The following is a 16,843-nucleotide window of genomic DNA, read 5'->3' on the forward strand; positions in this document are numbered from 1 at the left end:
AGTGGCTCGGCCCCAGTCGTTTTCGGAGGAAAGATGGCTTGGTACATACTTCGGCGCCTGCTCCAGATGATCCCGGTGTTCCTCGGCGCGACGCTGCTGATCTACGCGATGGTGTTCCTGATCCCCGGCGACCCGATCAAGGCGCTGGCCGGTGAGAAACCGCTGACCCCGGCGGCCGAGGCGGCACTGCGCGCCCGGTATCACCTCGATCAGCCGTTCATCGTGCAATACCTGCACTATCTGAAGGGGATTCTCACCCTCGATTTCGGCACCTCGTTCTCGGGCAGGCCGGTGCGCGAGGAACTCCAGCGCGCCTTCCCGATCACGATCAAACTCGCGTTTCTCGCTGTCCTCATCGAGGGCCTGTTCGGCATCGTGTTCGGCCTGATCGCGGGCCTGCGCAAGGGCAAGCTCTTCGATTCGACCATGCTGATCGCCAGCCTGGTGATCATCGCGGTGCCGGTGTTCGTCGTCGGCTATCTGGCGCAGTTCTTCCTCGGGGTGAAATGGGGGATCGCGCCGGTCACCGTCACCGGCAACGCGAGCCTGGGGGAATTGCTCGTCCCGGCGTTCGTGCTCGGGTCGCTGTCGTTCGCGTATGTGCTGCGGTTGACCCGTAACTCGGTGGCGGAGAACAAGACCGCCGACTACGTGCGCACCGCGACGGCGAAGGGGCTTGGTCGCAGGCGGGTGGTCACCGTGCACATCCTGCGGAATTCGATGATCCCGGTGGTCACCTTTCTCGGCGCCGATTTCGGCGCGCTGATGGCGGGCGCGATCGTCACCGAGGGCATCTTCAACATCCCCGGCGTCGGCGGCACCATGTACCAGGCGATCACCCGCGGCGAGCCACCGACGGTGGTGTCGTTCGTGACGGTGCTCGTCGTGGTGTTCCTGCTGACCAACCTGTTCATCGACCTGCTCTACGCCGCGCTGGACCCGAGGATCCGTTATGCATGAGAGCCAACAGCATTACGTGGCCCCCGCCGACGAGGTGGAGGTGCTGGCCACCGATCGCGTGGTCGACACGGGCACGCCGACCAGCATCTGGGGTGACGCGTGGCGGCGGTTGCGTCGTAATCCGGTCTTCCTGGTCGCGGTCGTGCTGATCGTGCTGGTGCTGCTGGTCGTGGTGTGGCCGTCGCTGTTCACCAGCCAGGACCCGAAGCTGTGCCTCGGCGAGTTCGGCATGGACGGCCCCCGTCCCGGTCACCCGTTCGGGTTCGACAAGCAGGGCTGCGACGTCTACGCGCGCACGATCTACGGCGCGCGGGCCTCGGTCAGTGTCGGGATCGGAGCGGCGATGCTGTTCCTGCTGGTCGGCGGGATTCTCGGCGCGCTGTCGGGGTTCTTCGGCGGCTTCCTCGACACCGTGGTCTCGCGGATCGCCGAGGTCTTCTACGCCATCCCGATGGTGCTGGCGGCGATCGTGCTGCTGCAGCTGCTGCGGCCGACCACGGTGCTGACGGTGATCCTGATCCTCGTCGCGTTCACCTGGCCGCAGGCGGCGCGCATCGCCCGCGGCGCGGTGATCGAGGCCAAGAACAGCGAGTACGTCACCGCGGCCAAGGCGCTGGGCGTGTCGCGGCTGGGGACCCTGATGCGGCACGTGCTGCCGAACGCGGCGGGTCCGCTGATCGTGGTCGCCACGCTGTGGCTCGGCGTCTTCATCGTCACCGAGGCCACCCTGTCGTTCCTCGGTGTCGGCCTGCCGCCCGACATCGTCGCCTGGGGCGCCGATATCGCCCGCGCGAAGTACGAGATCCGTACCTCGCCGATCCTGTTCTACCCGGCCGCCGCGCTGGCCATCACGGTGCTGAGCTTCATCCTGCTCGGTGACGCGGTGCGCGACGCGCTCGATCCGAAGGAGCGCACCCGATGAGCGAGGCCACCCCACTGCTCGAGATCCGCGATCTCGACGTGTGTTTCACCACCGACGGCAAGCAGGTACCCGCCGTTCGCGGCGTGAATCTCACCGTCTTCCCAGGTCAGACCGTCGCCATCGTCGGTGAGTCGGGCTCGGGCAAGTCGACGACCGCGCACGCGATCATCGATCTGCTGCCCGGCACCGGCAAGGTCACCGGCGGGCAGATCCTGTTCGACGGCAACGACCTCACCCAGGCGTCGGAGAAGGAGATCGTCGCGATCCGCGGCAACGGCATCGGCCTGGTCCCGCAGGACCCGATGTCGAACCTGAACCCGGTGTGGAAGATCGGCTTCCAGATCCGGGAGACGCTGGCGGCCAACGGCATCGCCACCGGCGACGCCGCCCGCAAGCGCGCGGTGGAACTGCTCGCCGAGGCGGGGATGTCGGACGCCGAGCGGCGGGTGAACCAGTATCCGCACGAGTTCTCCGGCGGTATGCGCCAGCGCGCGCTGATCGCGATCGGGCTGTCGTGCCGGCCCAAGCTGCTCATCGCCGACGAGCCGACCTCGGCGCTGGACGTCACCGTGCAGCGGCAGATCCTCGGTCATCTCGAACAGCTGACCGCCGAGCTCGGCACCGCGGTCCTGCTGATCACCCACGACCTCGGCCTGGCCGCGGAACGGGCCGAGCACCTGGTGGTGATGTATCGCGGCCGGGTCGTGGAATCCGGTCCGGCGCTGCAGATCCTGCGCGATCCGCAGCACGCGTACACCAGGAAACTGGTCAACTCGGCGCCGTCGCTGGCGGCGCAGCGGATGTCGTCGTCACGGCAGCGCGCCGCCGTGCGCGCGCAGGCCGTGGAAGTGGCCGAGGCCGGGGACAATGTCGGCGACACCGTGCTCGAGGTGCGGAATCTGTCCAAGACGTTCAAGATCCGCGGCAAGCGGCCGTGGCAGTCCACGGATTTCGTGGCGGTCGACGATGTGAGCTTCAGCGTCGACCGGGGGACGACCACCGCGATCGTCGGCGAGTCCGGGTCCGGCAAGTCGACCATCGCGCAGATGGTGCTCGGCCTGCTCGAACCGACCGCGGGCAGCGTGTCCTTCGACGGCAAGGACGTCGCCACGCTGGACCCCAAGGGCGCGTTCGCCTTCCGGCGTCGCGTGCAGCCGATCTTCCAGAACCCCTACGGCTCGCTCGACCCGATGTACTCCATCTTCCGCACCATCGAGGAGCCGCTGCGGGTGCACAAGATCGGCACCCCGGCCGAGCGGGAGGCCGTGGTGCGCGATCTGCTCGACAAGGTGTCGCTGCCGTCGTCGGTGCTGCGCCGGTATCCGAACGAGCTCTCGGGTGGGCAGCGTCAGCGGGTGGCGATCGCGCGGGCGCTGGCGCTCTCGCCCGAGCTGGTGGTCTGCGACGAGGCGGTCTCGGCGCTCGACGTGCTGGTCCAGGCCCAGATCCTCACCCTGCTCAACGATCTGCAGGCCGAGCTCGGCCTGACCTACTTGTTCATCACGCACGACCTGGCCGTCGTCCGGCAGATCGCCGACCACGTCCTGGTCATGCGGGCGGGCGAGGTCGTCGAGTCCGCGACCACCGACGAGGTGTTCGCGGCGCCGGAGCAGGACTACACGCGGGCGCTGCTCGACGCGATTCCGGGCCGGGAGCTGCTCGCCGGGTGAGGCCCGGCTCCGCCGCTCGAAACGCCCCGTCCGCGCAGCTCACCGGCGTACCGTGAGCCGGGTCCGAGGTGGTGCGTGGTGGATCGCAGGGGTAGGAGACGCCGATGGATCGCATTCAGGCCGAACGGCAGGCCGAGCTGGAAGCGCGCAGGCGCCGGGCGCTGACCCCGGCCGCCAAGCGGTTGGCCGAGGAGCTGTGGCCGGACCGCACCTGGCCGGGGGTGCGCGGTCTGCACGTGGTCGTCGGGGGCGCGGTGGTCGGACGGTAGCCTCGTATGCCGTGACTGATCCGCTGCAGCCCCTGGTCGACCTGCCCGGCGTGCGTGAAGCCGCCGACAAGGCCCGCGACGCGCTCGCCGCGGTGCATCGGCACAAGTCGAACCGGCGTGGCTGGGCGACGACCGCCGCCGAGGCGGCCGTGCGCGCCGCGCGGTCCTCGGCCGCCATCGAGGGCGCGAGCACCGACCTGCCCGCCGACGGCAAGGTCAGCGATCCGGTGCTGGCCGGCGCGCTGCGGGTCGGGCAGGCGCTCGACGGTGACGCGCTGACGAATCTGGTCGGCACCTGGCAGCGCGCGCCGCTGCAGGCGCTGGCCCGGCTGCACCTGCTCGCCGCCGCCGACCTGGTCGCCGACGAGCAGGAACTCGGCAGGCCGCGCTCGACTCCCGGCGTCGCCGAGCGGCTGGACCTGCTGGTGCAGACCGTCCAGGCGAGCAAGGCGCCCGCGCCCGTGCTCGCGGCGGTCGTGCACGGCGAGCTGTTGTCGCTGCGACCCTTCGGCAGCGCCGACGGTGTCGTCGCGCGGGCGGCGTCGCGCCTGGTCACGGTGTCGAGCGGGCTCGACCCGCGCAGCCTCGGCGTGCCGGAGGTGTTCTGGCTGCGGCGCCGCCAGGCCTACTTCGACGCGGCCGCCGGGTTCGGCATGGGCACCCCGGAGGGGGTCGGCGGCTGGGTGCTGTTCTGCGCGGGCGCGCTCGAAGACGGTGCCAGAGAGGCGAACTCGATCGCCGACGCGGCCGCGGGCTGAGACCCACCCCCGGACATCGAAACGGGCGGCGTGCCGATTACTCGGCCTCACCGCCCGCTAGCACGGACAACCCGGTTACCAAGCGTGCTCGGTGGGTTGTGTTCGGTGGCCTCGGCGATCATCCGAACCCCGCCGGTTCATCCCCGCAACCTGTGCGAGGCGTTCGCCGACGACTGCCCGAATTTCGCAGGCCCACAACTCTGCTGCCCTTGTCGCGGCGCGCTCCGCGTGGGTGCCTGGCGTCCGTGCTGGGAAGGGTGGGATGGGAGGCGAAACCTTCTCTTCCGGCTCCGTCTTGGCCTTCCGTCCTTCCGTGACTCCATTCTTACACTGTGATGGCACTCACAGCAAGCGTATCGATGGCATCACCGGATACGACTGTTTTCGGCGTGTCGCCGGGCGATTCGTGCTGGGGCGTCGCAGGTCAGCGACGTTTCCGCAGCAGTCGGTAACTGATCGCGCCGGCGATGATCGCGCTCACTCCGAGGGCCGCGGTGGCCGCCACGGTGGTGCTCGACGGCGCCTGGAAGCGCGACCACAGCGACACCGGGTTGGAGAAGGTGAGCACCGGCCAGCCCCGGGCCACGGCCTCCTTGCGCAGCGCCCGATCGGGGTTCACCGCCGTCGGGTGGCCGACCGCGCTCAGCATCGGCAGGTCGGTCACCGAATCGGAGTAGGCGTAGCACCGGGACAGGTCGTAACCCTCTGTGGCCGCCAGCTTTTCGATCGCGGCGACCTTGCCCTCGCCGTAGCAGTAGAACTCGATGTCGCCGGTGTACTTGCCGTCCTCGACGACCATCCTGGTCGCCTCGGTGTGCGAGGCGCCGAGCACCTCGGCTATCGGCGTGACGATCTCCTCGCCGGAGGCCGAGACGATCACCACGTCGTGCCCGCGGATCTTGTGATCGGCGATCAGATCGGCCGCCTCGGCGTAGATCAGCGGGTCGACCAGATCGTGAAGCGTTTCGGCCACAATGGATTTCACCTGCTCGACATCCCAGCCGGCGCACATGTTGGCGAGGTTTGCCCGCATTCGTTCCATCTGGTCGTGATCGGCACCGGAAAGCAGGAACAAAAAGTGCGCGTAGCTGCTCTCCAGCACGGCTCGGCGATTGAGCAGACCCTGCGCGTAGAACGGTTTGCTGAACACGAACGCGCTCGACTTCGCGATCACTGTTTTGTCGAGATCGAAGAAGGCCGCGACGCGTCCGCCCGGCACCGGCGCTCGGCCCGAAGGGGCGAGTCTTGTGTCCGGAAGCGGAGTCTGGTCGCGTTCGGCCGTCACGACAACAGAATAGGCACGCCGCGCGCGGCGCGCAGGAACCGCCCTTCCGGGGCGCCGCGAGAGTTTGCCCCGGGGACGCCGGAGGCCGCGAATCGCCGAAAGATGGTGGCGAACGCTACTTGCGCCTGCGCCGGGGGATAGGTGTAGTATTGCTGGCACCTGGACATGGTCCAGGCGCGTTCAGCCCGACCCCCCGGGGCTGAACCCGACGGCCCCAGCCTCCTCCCCCCCGGCTGGGGCCGTCCTCTATTTCCGGGTAGGTCGAATAAGTTCTCCACACCCCCGAGTTATCCACAATCGCGCTCGGACCGCTGTTGAGAAATTCCCGGCTCGGCCACGCTGAGCTGCATGAACCTCCTCGCCGCACCCTCCGCCACCGGACTCGCCCCCGCCCTGGTGCTCGTGCGCGATCCCCGGCTGCGCGCCGAAGTGCGCCGGGTCGCGGCGGCCGCCGAACGCGTCACCGACGAACGCGGCCTGCCCGTCGGGCGGCACGCGTGGTCGGGCGCGGGGCTGGTGATCCTCGACACCGCCGCCGCCACCGCTGCCGCCGCGGCGGGGTACCCGCGACGGCCGGGGATCGTCCTCGTCACCGAGGGCGAACCCGCGGTACCCGACTGGCAGGCCGCCACCGCGGTCGGCGCGGAGCGGGTCGTCGCGCTGCCCTCGGACGCGGTCGCGCTGGTCGAGCAGTTCGCCGAGCACGCCGAGTCGAGAACCGGGGAAGGCGTGGTCGTCGCGGTCGCCGGGGCCGGCGGTGGCGCGGGCGCGTCGACGCTCGCGGCCGCCATCGCCCTGCGCGCCGCCGCGCGGAAGTTACGGCCGGACACGGTGCTGATCGACGGCGCTCCACTCGACGGCGGCATCGACCTGGTGCTGGGGATGGAGAACGTCGCGGGCCTGCGCTGGCCGGATCTGGTCATCGAGGACGGCCGGGTCTCCGCGGCCGCGCTGCACAGCGCGCTGCCTGCCGCGACCACCGGGCTGGCGGTGCTGTCGTGCGGGCGGCACGGTGCCGGGCGGCCACCGACCGAGCTCACCTCGGCCGCCGTCCGCGCGGTGATCGAATCCGGCAGGGCAGCAGGAGATCTGGTCGTCTGCGATGTGTCCGGTGAGCGTGGCCCGGCGGCGGACGCGATGGTCGATGCCGCCGACCTGGTGGTCCTCGTCGTCCCCGCGCGGCTGCGCGCTGTCGCCGCCGCCGAAGTGGTGGCAGCCTACCTGGGTGCGCAAAACCCCAATCGGGGCTTGGTCGTTCGTGGCCCCGCGCCGGGTGGACTGCGTGGCGCCGAAGTCGCCGAGGTGCTCGGCCTGCCGCTGCTGGCCGCGGTGCGCGGGCAGTCGGGCCTTGCCGCGCGCCTGGAACGAGGTGGGCTCAGTGTGCGCAGGCGCGGTCCCCTGCGCGACGCCGCCGATGCCGTGCTGTCGATGGTGGGTGCGGCGCGATGACCACCTTCGTCACCGTCGAGCTGCTCGAGCGGGTGCGCGAACGGCTCGCCGAGCACCCGGGTGTCCCCGACGCTGCGCAGTTGGCCGCCGCGATCCGCGCCGAAGCGGGCGGCGTGCTCGCCGACACCGACCTGCTGCGGGCGCTGCGCCTGCTGCAGACCGAGATGACCGGGGCGGGCCTGCTCGAGCCGCTGCTGCACGATCCCCGGGTCGCCGATGTGCTCGTCACCGGACCCGACTCGGTCTGGATCGACCGTGGTCACGGACTCGAGCGAACCGAGGTCCAGTTCGCCGACGAGGCCGCAGTCCGCCGTCTCGCCCAGCGCCTCGCCCTCGCCGCGGGCCGCAGGCTCGACGACGCGCAACCCTGGGTCGACGGCAAGCTCACCGGCACCGAGGCGACGCTCGGCGACGCGTTCGGTGTCCGCCTGCACGCCGTCCTCGCACCCGTCGCGCACGACGGCACGTGCCTGTCCCTGCGCGTCCTGCGTCCCGCCACCCAGGGACTGCGCGCTCTGTCCGCCGCCGGCTCGGTGCCACCGGCCGCGCTCCAGCTGCTGACCGACATCGTTCGCGCCCGGCTGGCCTTCCTCGTCGTCGGCGGTACCGGCGCGGGCAAGACCACCCTGCTCTCCGCACTCCTGGCCGCGGTCGATCCGGCCGAGCGGATCATCTGTGTCGAGGACGCCGCCGAGCTGGCCCCCGTCCACCCGCACGTGGTGCGGCTGGTCGCCCGCACCGCCAATGTCGAGGGCGTCGGCGCGGTGACAGTGCGCGACCTGGTCCGCCAGTCGCTGCGCATGCGCCCCGACCGCATCGTCGTCGGCGAGGTGCGCGGCGCCGAGGTCGTCGACCTGCTCACCGCCCTCAACACCGGCCACGACGGCGGCGCCGGCACCGTCCACGCCAACTCGCCGCAGGAAGTCCCCGCCCGCCTGGAAGCGCTCGCCGCCCTCGGCGGCATGGACCGCGCGGCCCTGCACAGCCAGCTCGCCGCCGCCGTCCAGGTCGTCCTGCACGTCCACCGCCGCGCCGACGGCACCCGCGGCCTCCGCGAAATCGGCGTCCTCGACCGAGCGGGCACCGGCATCCGCATCACTCCCGCCTGGCGCTCCGACGACGCCCCTACCCCCGCCGCCACAGAACTCACCCGCCTGATCGAGGGGAGGCTCGGATGAGAACCACGGGGGCAGGGGCTTGGCCGGTCCGCCGCAACGGCGGTTCTTCGCACGCAAGTGGCTCGGGATCGGCTCGCAGTCAGCGGGAGTGTGCGTCCGAGAGAGCGCGGGCCGATAGTCGACCGGCTCGTGGGAAGGGTGTGTCCCCGCAGGTCGGCGATGATTCGGGCCGGGATCGTGGTGGCGCGTTGATGCCGAGTACCGGTGTCGGCATGTGGCCAGTCCGCATCGACGCGGGGTCTTCGTGGGAAGTGGACCGAAGCTCGGTGAACAGCGACCGGGGTGATGAGTCTGCTGCCGTGCGGTCCGGGATTCGGCCGGACTGCGAAAACGACGCGCGTCTGAATGCCGATGAACCGCCTGCTCAGGACTGTGATCCTGAGCAGGCGTACGGCGGGCCCGAGACGTCGAATGGGAGTGCCTGCTTGTGGACGATCTGCGACAACACTGCGATCGCGCATCTCAACGATCGGGTTGCGCTGCGTACCAGCGCGATTGGTGAACCCGCTGGCACGAGCGCCGACGGTCGGTCGGATCGCGAGGGGGACGTATCGCCGATGCCCGGTGGCGCATGGCACGGTTCGGGTGCCGGAGCGGGCCTGCTCTCGACGCGAACCCGAAGGGGCGGCGGAGCTGCTTGTACGGGCGCCGGCGTGTGGCCGGTCCGCGAGATAGACGCGTTCTCGCAGGTCGGAGATCATCCCTTCCGGGATCGGGATCGGGATCGGGATCGGGATCGGGATCGGGATCGGGATCGGGATCGGGATCGGGATCGGGATCGGGATCGGGATCGGGATCGGGATCGCGGCGGTGCCTGGTCTCGCCGTGAGCCTGGATTGTCGGCTACGACTACGGGCGTGTGGCCGGTTCGTACCGATACTGCCTTCGCGGTGGATGGCAAGCGAAGTCGAGTGCGGGCCAAGAGGGAGCGGGGTAGTGGCGCAGGCAGTACACATCGGTCGAGGCGATCGGTTCGCCTGAGCGGTGCGGTGACGCTTGGGGTGCGAACGTTGAGAGTGTCGCTGCAGGAATTGTTTTCGAGTCGCGGGCGACAGGGCGGCAGGGAATCCGCTGTCGGGGTCTCCGTCGACGATGCGTGCCCGCCGCCGGCGGTACCGAGCGTAGAACCGTGTGCGACATCGTTGGCTCGGCGAATGCGAGCAGACCCAGGTGATACGCCGCAGCGGTATCGCACCGCGTCGCACTCGTTCCCCGTGACCGCGGACTTGCGCCCTCGGCACCGCGGGCGCCGCTGCGGCGGCCTCCGAGCCCTTCGTGGCGCAGAGGCGAGGTCGCCGATCGAAACCGGACCAGATCCCTTAGGGGAGTTGGCTTTCGATGTCGCGTTCTCGGTGGCAGAAGCGGTGCGGTCCGGCGGACCTGCGTCGGGGACGCTCCCGGCGCGGACAACCCCGCTCGCTCCACGCCCGACCTGGATGCTTGCTGGTTCGGCGGGTTCGGCCGGTTCGGCCGCGCTGCTGTCGACGACCGGACCCCTGCCCGTGGCGTCGCGCGATTCACCGCCCTCGTCGGCTGGGGAGGTGACTTCGGTACCGGACGTGGAATCGACGACAGAACGGCACGGAGGTGGCGATGGCGGTCGGACTGCTCTGTTGCGCGGTGGCGGTACTACTGCTTCCCGCCGCGGGCGATCGGCGGCGTTTTCGGCGATTGTTCGATGCGGGCGGGACGCGCGCGATACGGCGGATACCGGTGGCGTTGGTTGCGGCAATCGGCTTGGGGTGCACGGCATTCGCGCTGGGGATCGGGACGGGGCTGGCGGTGCTCATGGTGGGCGCCACCGTCGCGATGCGGAATCGGCGCGGTCATGGTGAGCGTGTGCGCCGGACGGAGTGCGGCCATCTCCTGGCCGGTCTCGAGGCGGTCGTCGGTGAACTGCGGGTCGGCGCGCATCCGAGCGCTGCCGCCGAAGCCGCGGCCGCGGAGTCCCGCGGGGAAGCAGCCCGGGTGCTCGCGATCAGCGCGGGCCGCAGCAGGCTCGGCGGTTCCGGGGCCGACGGCTGGCTGCACCCGGAGTCGCCGGTCGCCGAGGAACTGTCGCGGGTCGCCACCGCCTGGCGGGTCGCCGAAGAGCACGGCCTCGCCCTGGCCGAACTGCTGTCCGCCGCCAGGACCGACCTGCTCGGCCGCATCCGTTTCCGCGACCGCACCGAAGCCGCCCTCGCCGGCGCCCGCGCCTCCGCCACCGTCCTGGCCGGCCTACCCCTCGTCGGCATCGGCCTCGGCCAGCTCATGGGCGCCGCACCACTATCGGTGCTCTTCGGCTCCGCCGCAGGCGAACTGCTCCTGCCACTAGGCGCAGGCCTGGCCTGCTGTGGATTGCTGTGGACAGATGCCATCACCCGCCGAGGAACCGCGTGACACCCCTGGACCCGGGCTCCCGGTCAGAGGTACCGACGCGGGCCCACTTCGCGAGAGGTCGCGATGTCAGGACGAGGACAGGTGACGATCAGCGACCACGGTGATCGGGTCCCGGCTCCCAGCCTCGCGCTATCGCCGACGCCGCGCCCTGGTGTGCGAGCCGGGTGCGCGTGAGCCGGGTGCGCGTGACTGACGTGCGTATGCCGGGTGCGCGTGAGTGAGGTGCGTGGGCTGGGTGTGCGTGAGTGGGGGTGCGTGGGCTGGGTGTGCGTGAGTGAGGTGCGTAGGCCGGGTGCGCGTGAGTGAGGTGTGTAGACCAGGTGCGGGTGAGCTAGGCGCGCGGGCCGGTGCGTGCGTAGGCCAAGTGCGCTTGAGCGGGGTGCGTGGGCTGGGTGCGCGTGAGCGGGGGTGCGTGGGCTGGGTGCGCTTGAGCGGGGTGTGTAGGCCGGGTGCGCTTGAGCGGGGTGTGTAGGCCGGGTGCGCTTGAGCGGGGTGTGTAGGCCGGGTGCGCGTGAGTGAGGTGTGTAGGCCAGGCGCGCGTGGGCGAGGTGCGGGGGCCGGGTGCGTGCGTAGGCCGGGTGCGCGTGAGCTAGGTGCTCGGGCGGAAGACCAGTGATCACCAGGCGACTAGGCGATCCGGGACTACAGGGGGCGCCTTCTAGCTCCGGCGCACGCGAGTTACCCGCACCGACCACTGGTGTGCGCGGGTGGGTTGAGCGCCGGTCCGCGATTTCGATCGTCTCCGCCCTCGCGTAATGCGTTGACGGAAGGTGTGTTCGGGCCCTGGGTTGATTCGGGAAACGTCGTGGGGAGGACTGCTGTGCACTACTTGGAAGGGCCGCCACCGCCTGCCGCGCTGCTGGTGGCCGCGATGGCGGTGGCCTTGCTGCCGGCGCGGGTGGCGGTCAGTCGGCGGGTGCGAGCGCTCGGGCCTCCGCCTGCGTCGGCGGCGGTGCTGGAGGCGGGTCGGGGTAAGGCGAAAACGGATCCGCTGGGGTCGGCGTCGGCGTTCGATCTGCTGGCGGCGTGTCTGCGGGCGGGATTACCGATGGCCGCGGCCGCGCGGGCAAGTGCGGGGACCGCGCCGCCGGTGTTGCGGGCCGCGCTGCTCCGGGCGGCCGATCTGCTGGCGCTCGGAGCGGATGCGGCGACGGCCTGGGAGCGAGCCGCGGCGGATGCGGTCGGGTCGGCCGGTGCGGACGAGGTGGAGTCACTCGCGAGGTTGGCGCGGCGCTCCGCGCGCTCCGGTTCCTCGCTGGCGGTTGCCGTCGGCGAACTGGCGGACCAGCGGCGCGAGGCGGTGGAGGACGCCGCGGTCGCGCGGGCGGAGCGGGCGGGTGTGCTGATCGGTGGGCCGCTCGGGCTGTGCTTCCTGCCCGCCTTCGTCTGCCTCGGCATCGTTCCCGTCGTGATCGGCCTGGCGGACCGGGTTCTCGGCGACGGCGGCCTGCTGTGACCGGCCTCGTCGAGGCCGGCGAAACGTCACCACGCGGATCGGCCGGGTGGTGTGGAAGGAGAGGGGATCACGATGACGTTCGTACGCGCCGTATATATAGGAGCGCGGGCACGGATCATGCGCCTGCTGATCGACGACGACGGCATGTCCACCGCGGAGTACGCGATCGGCACTATCGCGGCGGCCGCGTTCGGTGCGGTGCTCTACGGGGTGGTGACGGGGGACAGCATCGTCAACGCGTTGACCCAGATCATCGACAAGGCACTCAACACGAGTGTGTAAATCGTTGCGGCACAGGTAGTCTCAGTGATGACGCGGGTGCGGTGACGGTCGAGGCCGCCATCGCCCTCGCCGCGCTGGTGTCGGTGGTGGTGCTGTGCGTCGGAGCTCTGCTGGCCGCGTCGACCCAGGTGCGTTGTGTCGACGCGGCCCGCGAGGCGGCGAGATTGACCGCCCGTGGCGACGCGACGAACGCTGTCGCGGCGGCTCGGACGGTCGCACCGCCCGGGGCGACGGTCGAGATCCGCCACGAGGGTGACCGTGTGGTGGCGGTCGTCGGCGCGGGCACCGCACTCCTTCCCGGTCTGCGATTGCGCGCCGAGGCGGTCGCGGTCACCGAGCCGGGAGTCGGTCGATGACCTGGGCGCGAGCGCGGTGGCTCGCCGGGGAGGCCGGCGGGGCGACGGTGTTCGCGTGCGTGGCGCTCGCCGGGCTGATCGCGCTGACCCTCGTGATCGGTCAGGTGGGCGTGGTGGTGGTCGCCCGGCATCGGGCGCAGGCGGCGGCCGACCTCGGTGCGCTGGGTGCGGCGAGTGTGCTGGCCGAGGGTGCCGAGGCGGCCTGTGCCGAGGCCGCTGAGGTCGGCCGACGGATGGGTGTGCGGGTGGCGCGGTGTGTGGTCGAGCAGTGGGATGTGGTGGTCGTGGTGGAAGCGAATGCGGCATTCGGAGTGTTCGGCGTGCGTATGATCGCGGCCGCCGCGCGGGCGGGTCCGGTGGATGAGAGTGTGTGACACGGAAGTGTTATCACTGGTCGGTGGTTGTTCCGCACCGAACTAATCCGTAATTCCGTCGAGCGCTATTCCCGGAATTCCATGCACATTCTTTTATGAGGAGAGAACTAAACGAAAATAATGATGTGGCCTACTCGTGGGCGCCCGTCGGCAATGCGTCAGTTAACAGAAGAGTCATCCTTTTTATTCGAGGGCGACCGACTCGGGGCGGCGTCGTCGCTGGTCAACGGAAAAATGGTCGAGCGACCAGCATTCTCGCAGTGGGGTGTAGCGTCGGTCACGTCACCGGCGCGTCGGTATTACGAATCCGCTGTCGTGCCGGGGTGTGCCCGCAACTCGCCCAGGACGGCCACCAGGAGCCGTTCCGCCGCGTCCTTGTCCAGCGGGTTGTTCCCGTTGCCGCACTTGGGTGACTGCACGCACGACGGGCACCCGTCCTGGCAGCCGCAGCTGCGGATGACGCTGAGCGTGGCGGCCAACCAGGCGTCCAGCTGGGCGAATCCTCGCTCGGCGAAGCCCGCGCCGCCGGGTTGCCCGTCGTAGACGAACACGGTCGGCGCGCCGGTGTCGGGATGCTCGGCGATCGAGACCCCGCCGATGTCCCAGCGGTCGCAGCCGGCGACCAGCGGCAGCATGCCGATCGCGGCGTGCTCGGCGGCGTGGAGTGCCCCGGGGAGCTCGTCGTCGGTGATTCCGGCGGCGGCGAGCAGCGTGGGCGTGACGGTATAGAGGACGGCCTTGGTGTGCAGGGTCTGGGCGGGCAGATCGAGCTCGACCTGGTCGAGCACCTCGCCGGTGACCAGCGTGCGGAGGTAGCCGACGACCTGATGGGTGACCGCGACCTGCGCGGATGCTGTGGTGACGGCACCGAATACGCGCTCTTCGGTCGTCGCTTCGATGGTGATCGAGGTGACCTGCCGTGCGCTGGTGGTGAAGCCGGGGTCCACCTCGTTGACGAAGGCGACGCCGCCGTCGAGGTCGAGTTCGTCGACCAGGTAGGTCTCGCCCTGGTGCAGGTGTACGGCGCCGTTGTGCAGGGTGGCGGGCGCCCGGCCCGCGTCGGCGGTGCCGAGCAGGCGCCCGGATTCGGCGTCGACGATGGCCACCGGCGTGCCGAGGCCACCGCGCACATCCACCGCGTCGTGTGGATGGGTGTGTGCGGTGACGTGCCACCGGCCCGGCGCGCCGCGGGGGCCGGGACGATGCCGGATCAAGCCCTCGTCGGCCAGGTCGGCGAGCACGGCGTCGGCTCTGAGCTCGGTCACCTCGGCGTCGGTGAGCGGCAGTTCCATGGCCGCGCACAGCAGTTGGGGCCCGAGGACGTAGGGGTTGTACGGGTCGGTGATGGTGGCCTCGATCGGCCGGGCGAGCAGGGCGTCCGGATGGTGGACGAGGTAGGTGTCGAGCGGATCGTCGGTGGCGACCAGCACGACGAGCGAGCCCTGCAATCGCCTGCCCGCGCGCCCCGCCTGCTGCCAGAACGAGGCGACGGTACCGGGAAAACCCGCGATGACCACGGCGTCCAGACCGGCGATATCGACACCGAGCTCGAGCGCGTTGGTGCTGGCCGCGCCGAGCAGCGTGCCCTCCGACAGCGATCGTTCCAGCTCCCTGCGGTCCTCGGCCAGGTAGCCCGCGCGGTAGGCCGCGACCCGTTCCTGCAGTTCAGGAGCTCGTTCGGCGAGGACACGCCGGGCGTCGAGCGCGATCAGCTCGGCGCCCCGGCGCGAGCGGACGAAGGTGAGCGTCCTGGCGCCCTCGGCCACCAGGCTCGCCATGATCTTGGCGGCCTCGCCGGTCGCGGTCCGGCGCACGGGTGCGCCGTTCTCGCCGGTCACGGCCGTGCTCAAGGGTGGCTCCCAGAGCGCGACGGTCCTGGCACCGTGCGGCGAGGCGTCTTCGGTGACGGCGGTGACCGGCGCCCCGATCAGCCTGCTCGCCGACGCGCCGGGGTCGGCGCTGGTGGCCGAGCACAGGATGAACACCGGGTCGGCACCGTAGAACGCGGCGAGCCGGCGCAGCCTGCGCAGCACCAGGGCGACGTGGGAACCGAACACGCCCCGGTAGGAGTGGCATTCGTCGACCACCACATAGCGAAGATTGCGCAGCACGCGCGCCCAGCGCTGATGCGAACGCAGCATCCCGACGTGCAGCATGTCGGGATTGGTGAAGATCCACCGGGCATTGGCCCGGACCCACTGCCTGATCTCGGCGGGTGTGTCCCCGTCGTAGCTCGCCGGATGGGCCTCACGCAGGGGATTGTCGTGGATCAGCGCACCGACCGCGCGCAGCTGATCGGCACCGAGCGCCTTGGTGGGGGACAGGTACAGCGCGGTCGCGCGCGGGTCGTCGTGCAGCGCGGTGAGCACCGGCAGGAGATAGCCGAGAGATTTCCCGGAGGCGGTCCCGGTGCTGACGACGACGTGCTTTCCGGCCGCCGCCAGCTCGGCGGTCCGGGTCTGGTGGTCCCACGGGCGCTCGATCCCGGCCGCATCCAATGCTGTGACCAGCGCGGATGGCACCCAGTCCGGCCATTCGGTGGTGCGCGCGGGCCGGGCGGGCAGCTCGGCGACATGGGTCAGCGGGTCGCCGCCGGACGCCGCCTCGACCAGGACACGATTCAGCAACGATCGCCCGTAGCTCTCGCCGATAGCTGTCGGCTGGACCTCGGTCCGCTCTGCCGGATTCATCCCATAGCCCTCTCGCGCCACGCCGGAAGTGTGAAACGTGTGTGTGCGGCGAGCGCTACCTGCGATTTCGTAACCCAATAGCGACCTGGGTCACAGCAGGTTTGCTGGAAGCTCACCCGGTTATCGTGAAGCAAACAGACTGGAAGTACGGATTCACCCAATCTCTCCCTCACCTGCGCATTCGCAAGATCAAGAATTTTGCAAATTGTCGGTAACTCGACTGTTGAATTGCTCGTGGACATGGTTCACTGGGTCTCGGTCGCAAGCTTCTGTGTTCGAGGGACGGATCGAAAGTCCAAACCATCAGCAGGATCGATGTTGCGAACGCCGTGCTCAGGCTTTCCTTGCAGGGGGACCAACAGTACAGCGGTCGGAACGGACCCGGTGGACGAACCCAGTTGTCCGCCGTTCCGGTAAGAAAGAGAAGGAACAGAATGGCACAGGGAACTGTGAAGTGGTTCAACGCGGAGAAGGGGTTCGGCTTCATCGCGCCCGAGGACGGCTCCGCTGACGTCTTCGTCCACTACTCGGAGATCCAGGGCACGGGCTTCCGTACCCTCGAGGAGAACCAGAAGGTCGAGTTCGAGGTCGGCCAGGGCACCAAGGGCCCGCAGGCCACCGGCGTTCGCGCGCTCTCCTGAGCTGCGAATCGAATCAACGCCCGTCCCCCACCTCCTGCGCGGAGGTGGGGGACGAGCCATTTCAGGGGTAAGGTCGCCCAGAAGTTCTCCAGGCCGAAGAGGCCGGAAACCCGCGGCGCCAGCCGCCGTGGACGCAGCTACCCAAGTGCGCAAGGTATAAACGTCACTGGT

Annotated in this window: 15 protein-coding genes; 13 read left to right on the top strand and 2 right to left on the bottom strand. The window is 70.1% G+C overall.

The window, feature by feature from the left end; genetic code table 11:
- The first annotated feature begins 33 nt into the window (after positions 1-33).
- From AB0H54_RS15395 to AB0H54_RS15415, 5 genes are all read left to right on the top strand, one after another.
- Positions 34-960 (top strand): ABC transporter permease, encoded by a 927-nt coding sequence (locus AB0H54_RS15395; protein ID WP_355280901.1) that lies wholly within the window; start codon positions 34-36, stop codon positions 958-960.
- Entirely contained in the window at positions 953-1,882 is a 930-nt protein-coding gene (locus AB0H54_RS15400) for an ABC transporter permease (protein WP_355280900.1), read from the top strand. The genes AB0H54_RS15395 and AB0H54_RS15400 overlap by 8 nt, the downstream gene beginning before the upstream one ends.
- Complete coding sequence (locus AB0H54_RS15405) at positions 1,879-3,552, top strand: ABC transporter ATP-binding protein (RefSeq protein WP_357346021.1); 1,674 nt, start codon at positions 1,879-1,881, stop codon at positions 3,550-3,552. The genes AB0H54_RS15400 and AB0H54_RS15405 overlap by 4 nt, the downstream gene beginning before the upstream one ends.
- A 104-nt stretch (positions 3,553-3,656) precedes the next feature.
- A complete protein-coding gene (locus tag AB0H54_RS15410) occupies positions 3,657-3,821 on the top strand; it encodes a hypothetical protein (RefSeq protein ID WP_355280897.1) in 165 nt (54 codons plus the stop codon).
- An 11-nt stretch (positions 3,822-3,832) separates the two neighbouring features.
- A complete protein-coding gene (locus AB0H54_RS15415) occupies positions 3,833-4,579 on the top strand; it encodes an oxidoreductase (protein WP_357346023.1) in 747 nt (248 codons plus the stop codon).
- A gap of 424 nt (positions 4,580-5,003) precedes the next feature.
- On the opposite strand, the gene AB0H54_RS15420 is transcribed toward AB0H54_RS15415, so the two are convergent.
- Entirely contained in the window at positions 5,004-5,798 is a 795-nt protein-coding gene (locus tag AB0H54_RS15420; RefSeq protein ID WP_355281017.1) for an HAD-IB family hydrolase, read from the bottom strand.
- A gap of 414 nt (positions 5,799-6,212) precedes the next feature.
- Between AB0H54_RS15420 and ssd the strand changes: the two genes are divergently transcribed.
- The 7 genes from ssd (at position 6,213) to AB0H54_RS15455 (ending at position 13,341) form a co-directional block, all read left to right on the top strand.
- Positions 6,213-7,313, top strand: coding sequence for a septum site-determining protein Ssd (gene ssd / locus AB0H54_RS15425; protein ID WP_357346026.1), 1,101 nt, complete (start codon positions 6,213-6,215; stop codon positions 7,311-7,313).
- Positions 7,310-8,491 carry a TadA family conjugal transfer-associated ATPase gene (locus AB0H54_RS15430; RefSeq protein WP_357346028.1) on the top strand — a complete coding sequence of 394 codons (1,182 nt, stop codon included), beginning with the start codon at positions 7,310-7,312 and terminating at the stop codon, positions 8,489-8,491. Before ssd ends, AB0H54_RS15430 begins: the two co-directional genes overlap by 4 nt.
- Positions 8,492-10,330: 1,839 nt before the next feature.
- Complete coding sequence (locus AB0H54_RS15435) at positions 10,331-10,873, top strand: type II secretion system F family protein (protein WP_357346030.1); 543 nt, start codon at positions 10,331-10,333, stop codon at positions 10,871-10,873.
- A gap of 871 nt (positions 10,874-11,744) precedes the next feature.
- Positions 11,745-12,329 (top strand): type II secretion system F family protein, encoded by a 585-nt coding sequence (locus AB0H54_RS15440; protein ID WP_357346605.1) that lies wholly within the window; start codon positions 11,745-11,747, stop codon positions 12,327-12,329.
- A gap of 72 nt (positions 12,330-12,401) precedes the next feature.
- Positions 12,402-12,611, top strand: coding sequence for a DUF4244 domain-containing protein (locus tag AB0H54_RS15445; protein WP_355280889.1), 210 nt, complete (start codon positions 12,402-12,404; stop codon positions 12,609-12,611).
- Positions 12,612-12,652: 41 nt separating this feature from the next.
- Positions 12,653-12,967 carry a TadE family type IV pilus minor pilin gene (locus AB0H54_RS15450; RefSeq protein ID WP_357346032.1) on the top strand — a complete coding sequence of 105 codons (315 nt, stop codon included), beginning with the start codon at positions 12,653-12,655 and terminating at the stop codon, positions 12,965-12,967.
- A complete protein-coding gene (locus AB0H54_RS15455) occupies positions 12,964-13,341 on the top strand; it encodes an Rv3654c family TadE-like protein (protein WP_357346034.1) in 378 nt (125 codons plus the stop codon). Before AB0H54_RS15450 ends, AB0H54_RS15455 begins: the two co-directional genes overlap by 4 nt.
- A 299-nt stretch (positions 13,342-13,640) precedes the next feature.
- Here AB0H54_RS15455 and AB0H54_RS15460 read toward each other — a convergent pair whose 3' ends face one another.
- Positions 13,641-16,031 (bottom strand): DEAD/DEAH box helicase, encoded by a 2,391-nt coding sequence (locus AB0H54_RS15460; RefSeq protein WP_357346036.1) that lies wholly within the window; start codon positions 16,029-16,031, stop codon positions 13,641-13,643.
- 434 nt (positions 16,032-16,465) lie between these two features.
- Between AB0H54_RS15460 and AB0H54_RS15465 the strand changes: the two genes are divergently transcribed.
- Positions 16,466-16,672, top strand: a complete 207-nt coding sequence (locus AB0H54_RS15465) for a cold-shock protein (RefSeq protein ID WP_019044597.1) — start codon at positions 16,466-16,468, stop codon at positions 16,670-16,672.
- Positions 16,673-16,843 lie beyond the last annotated feature (171 nt).

Origin of the sequence: Nocardia sp. NPDC050718 (assembly GCF_040654235.1) — a bacterium.
Lineage (GTDB): Bacteria > Actinomycetota > Actinomycetes > Mycobacteriales > Mycobacteriaceae > Nocardia.

Coding starts and splice junctions, on each gene's coding strand:
- AB0H54_RS15395 (WP_355280901.1), top strand. CDS start 34: ATGGCTTGGTACATACTTCGGCGCCTGCTCCAGATGATCCCGGTGTTC.
- AB0H54_RS15400 (WP_355280900.1), top strand. CDS start 953: ATGCATGAGAGCCAACAGCATTACGTGGCCCCCGCCGACGAGGTGGAG.
- AB0H54_RS15405 (WP_357346021.1), top strand. CDS start 1,879: ATGAGCGAGGCCACCCCACTGCTCGAGATCCGCGATCTCGACGTGTGT.
- AB0H54_RS15410 (WP_355280897.1), top strand. CDS start 3,657: ATGGATCGCATTCAGGCCGAACGGCAGGCCGAGCTGGAAGCGCGCAGG.
- ssd (WP_357346026.1), top strand. CDS start 6,213: ATGAACCTCCTCGCCGCACCCTCCGCCACCGGACTCGCCCCCGCCCTG.
- AB0H54_RS15430 (WP_357346028.1), top strand. CDS start 7,310: ATGACCACCTTCGTCACCGTCGAGCTGCTCGAGCGGGTGCGCGAACGG.
- AB0H54_RS15440 (WP_357346605.1), top strand. CDS start 11,745: ATGGCGGTGGCCTTGCTGCCGGCGCGGGTGGCGGTCAGTCGGCGGGTG.
- AB0H54_RS15445 (WP_355280889.1), top strand. CDS start 12,402: ATGACGTTCGTACGCGCCGTATATATAGGAGCGCGGGCACGGATCATG.
- AB0H54_RS15455 (WP_357346034.1), top strand. CDS start 12,964: ATGACCTGGGCGCGAGCGCGGTGGCTCGCCGGGGAGGCCGGCGGGGCG.
- AB0H54_RS15460 (WP_357346036.1), bottom strand. CDS start 16,031: ATGAATCCGGCAGAGCGGACCGAGGTCCAGCCGACAGCTATCGGCGAG.
- AB0H54_RS15465 (WP_019044597.1), top strand. CDS start 16,466: ATGGCACAGGGAACTGTGAAGTGGTTCAACGCGGAGAAGGGGTTCGGC.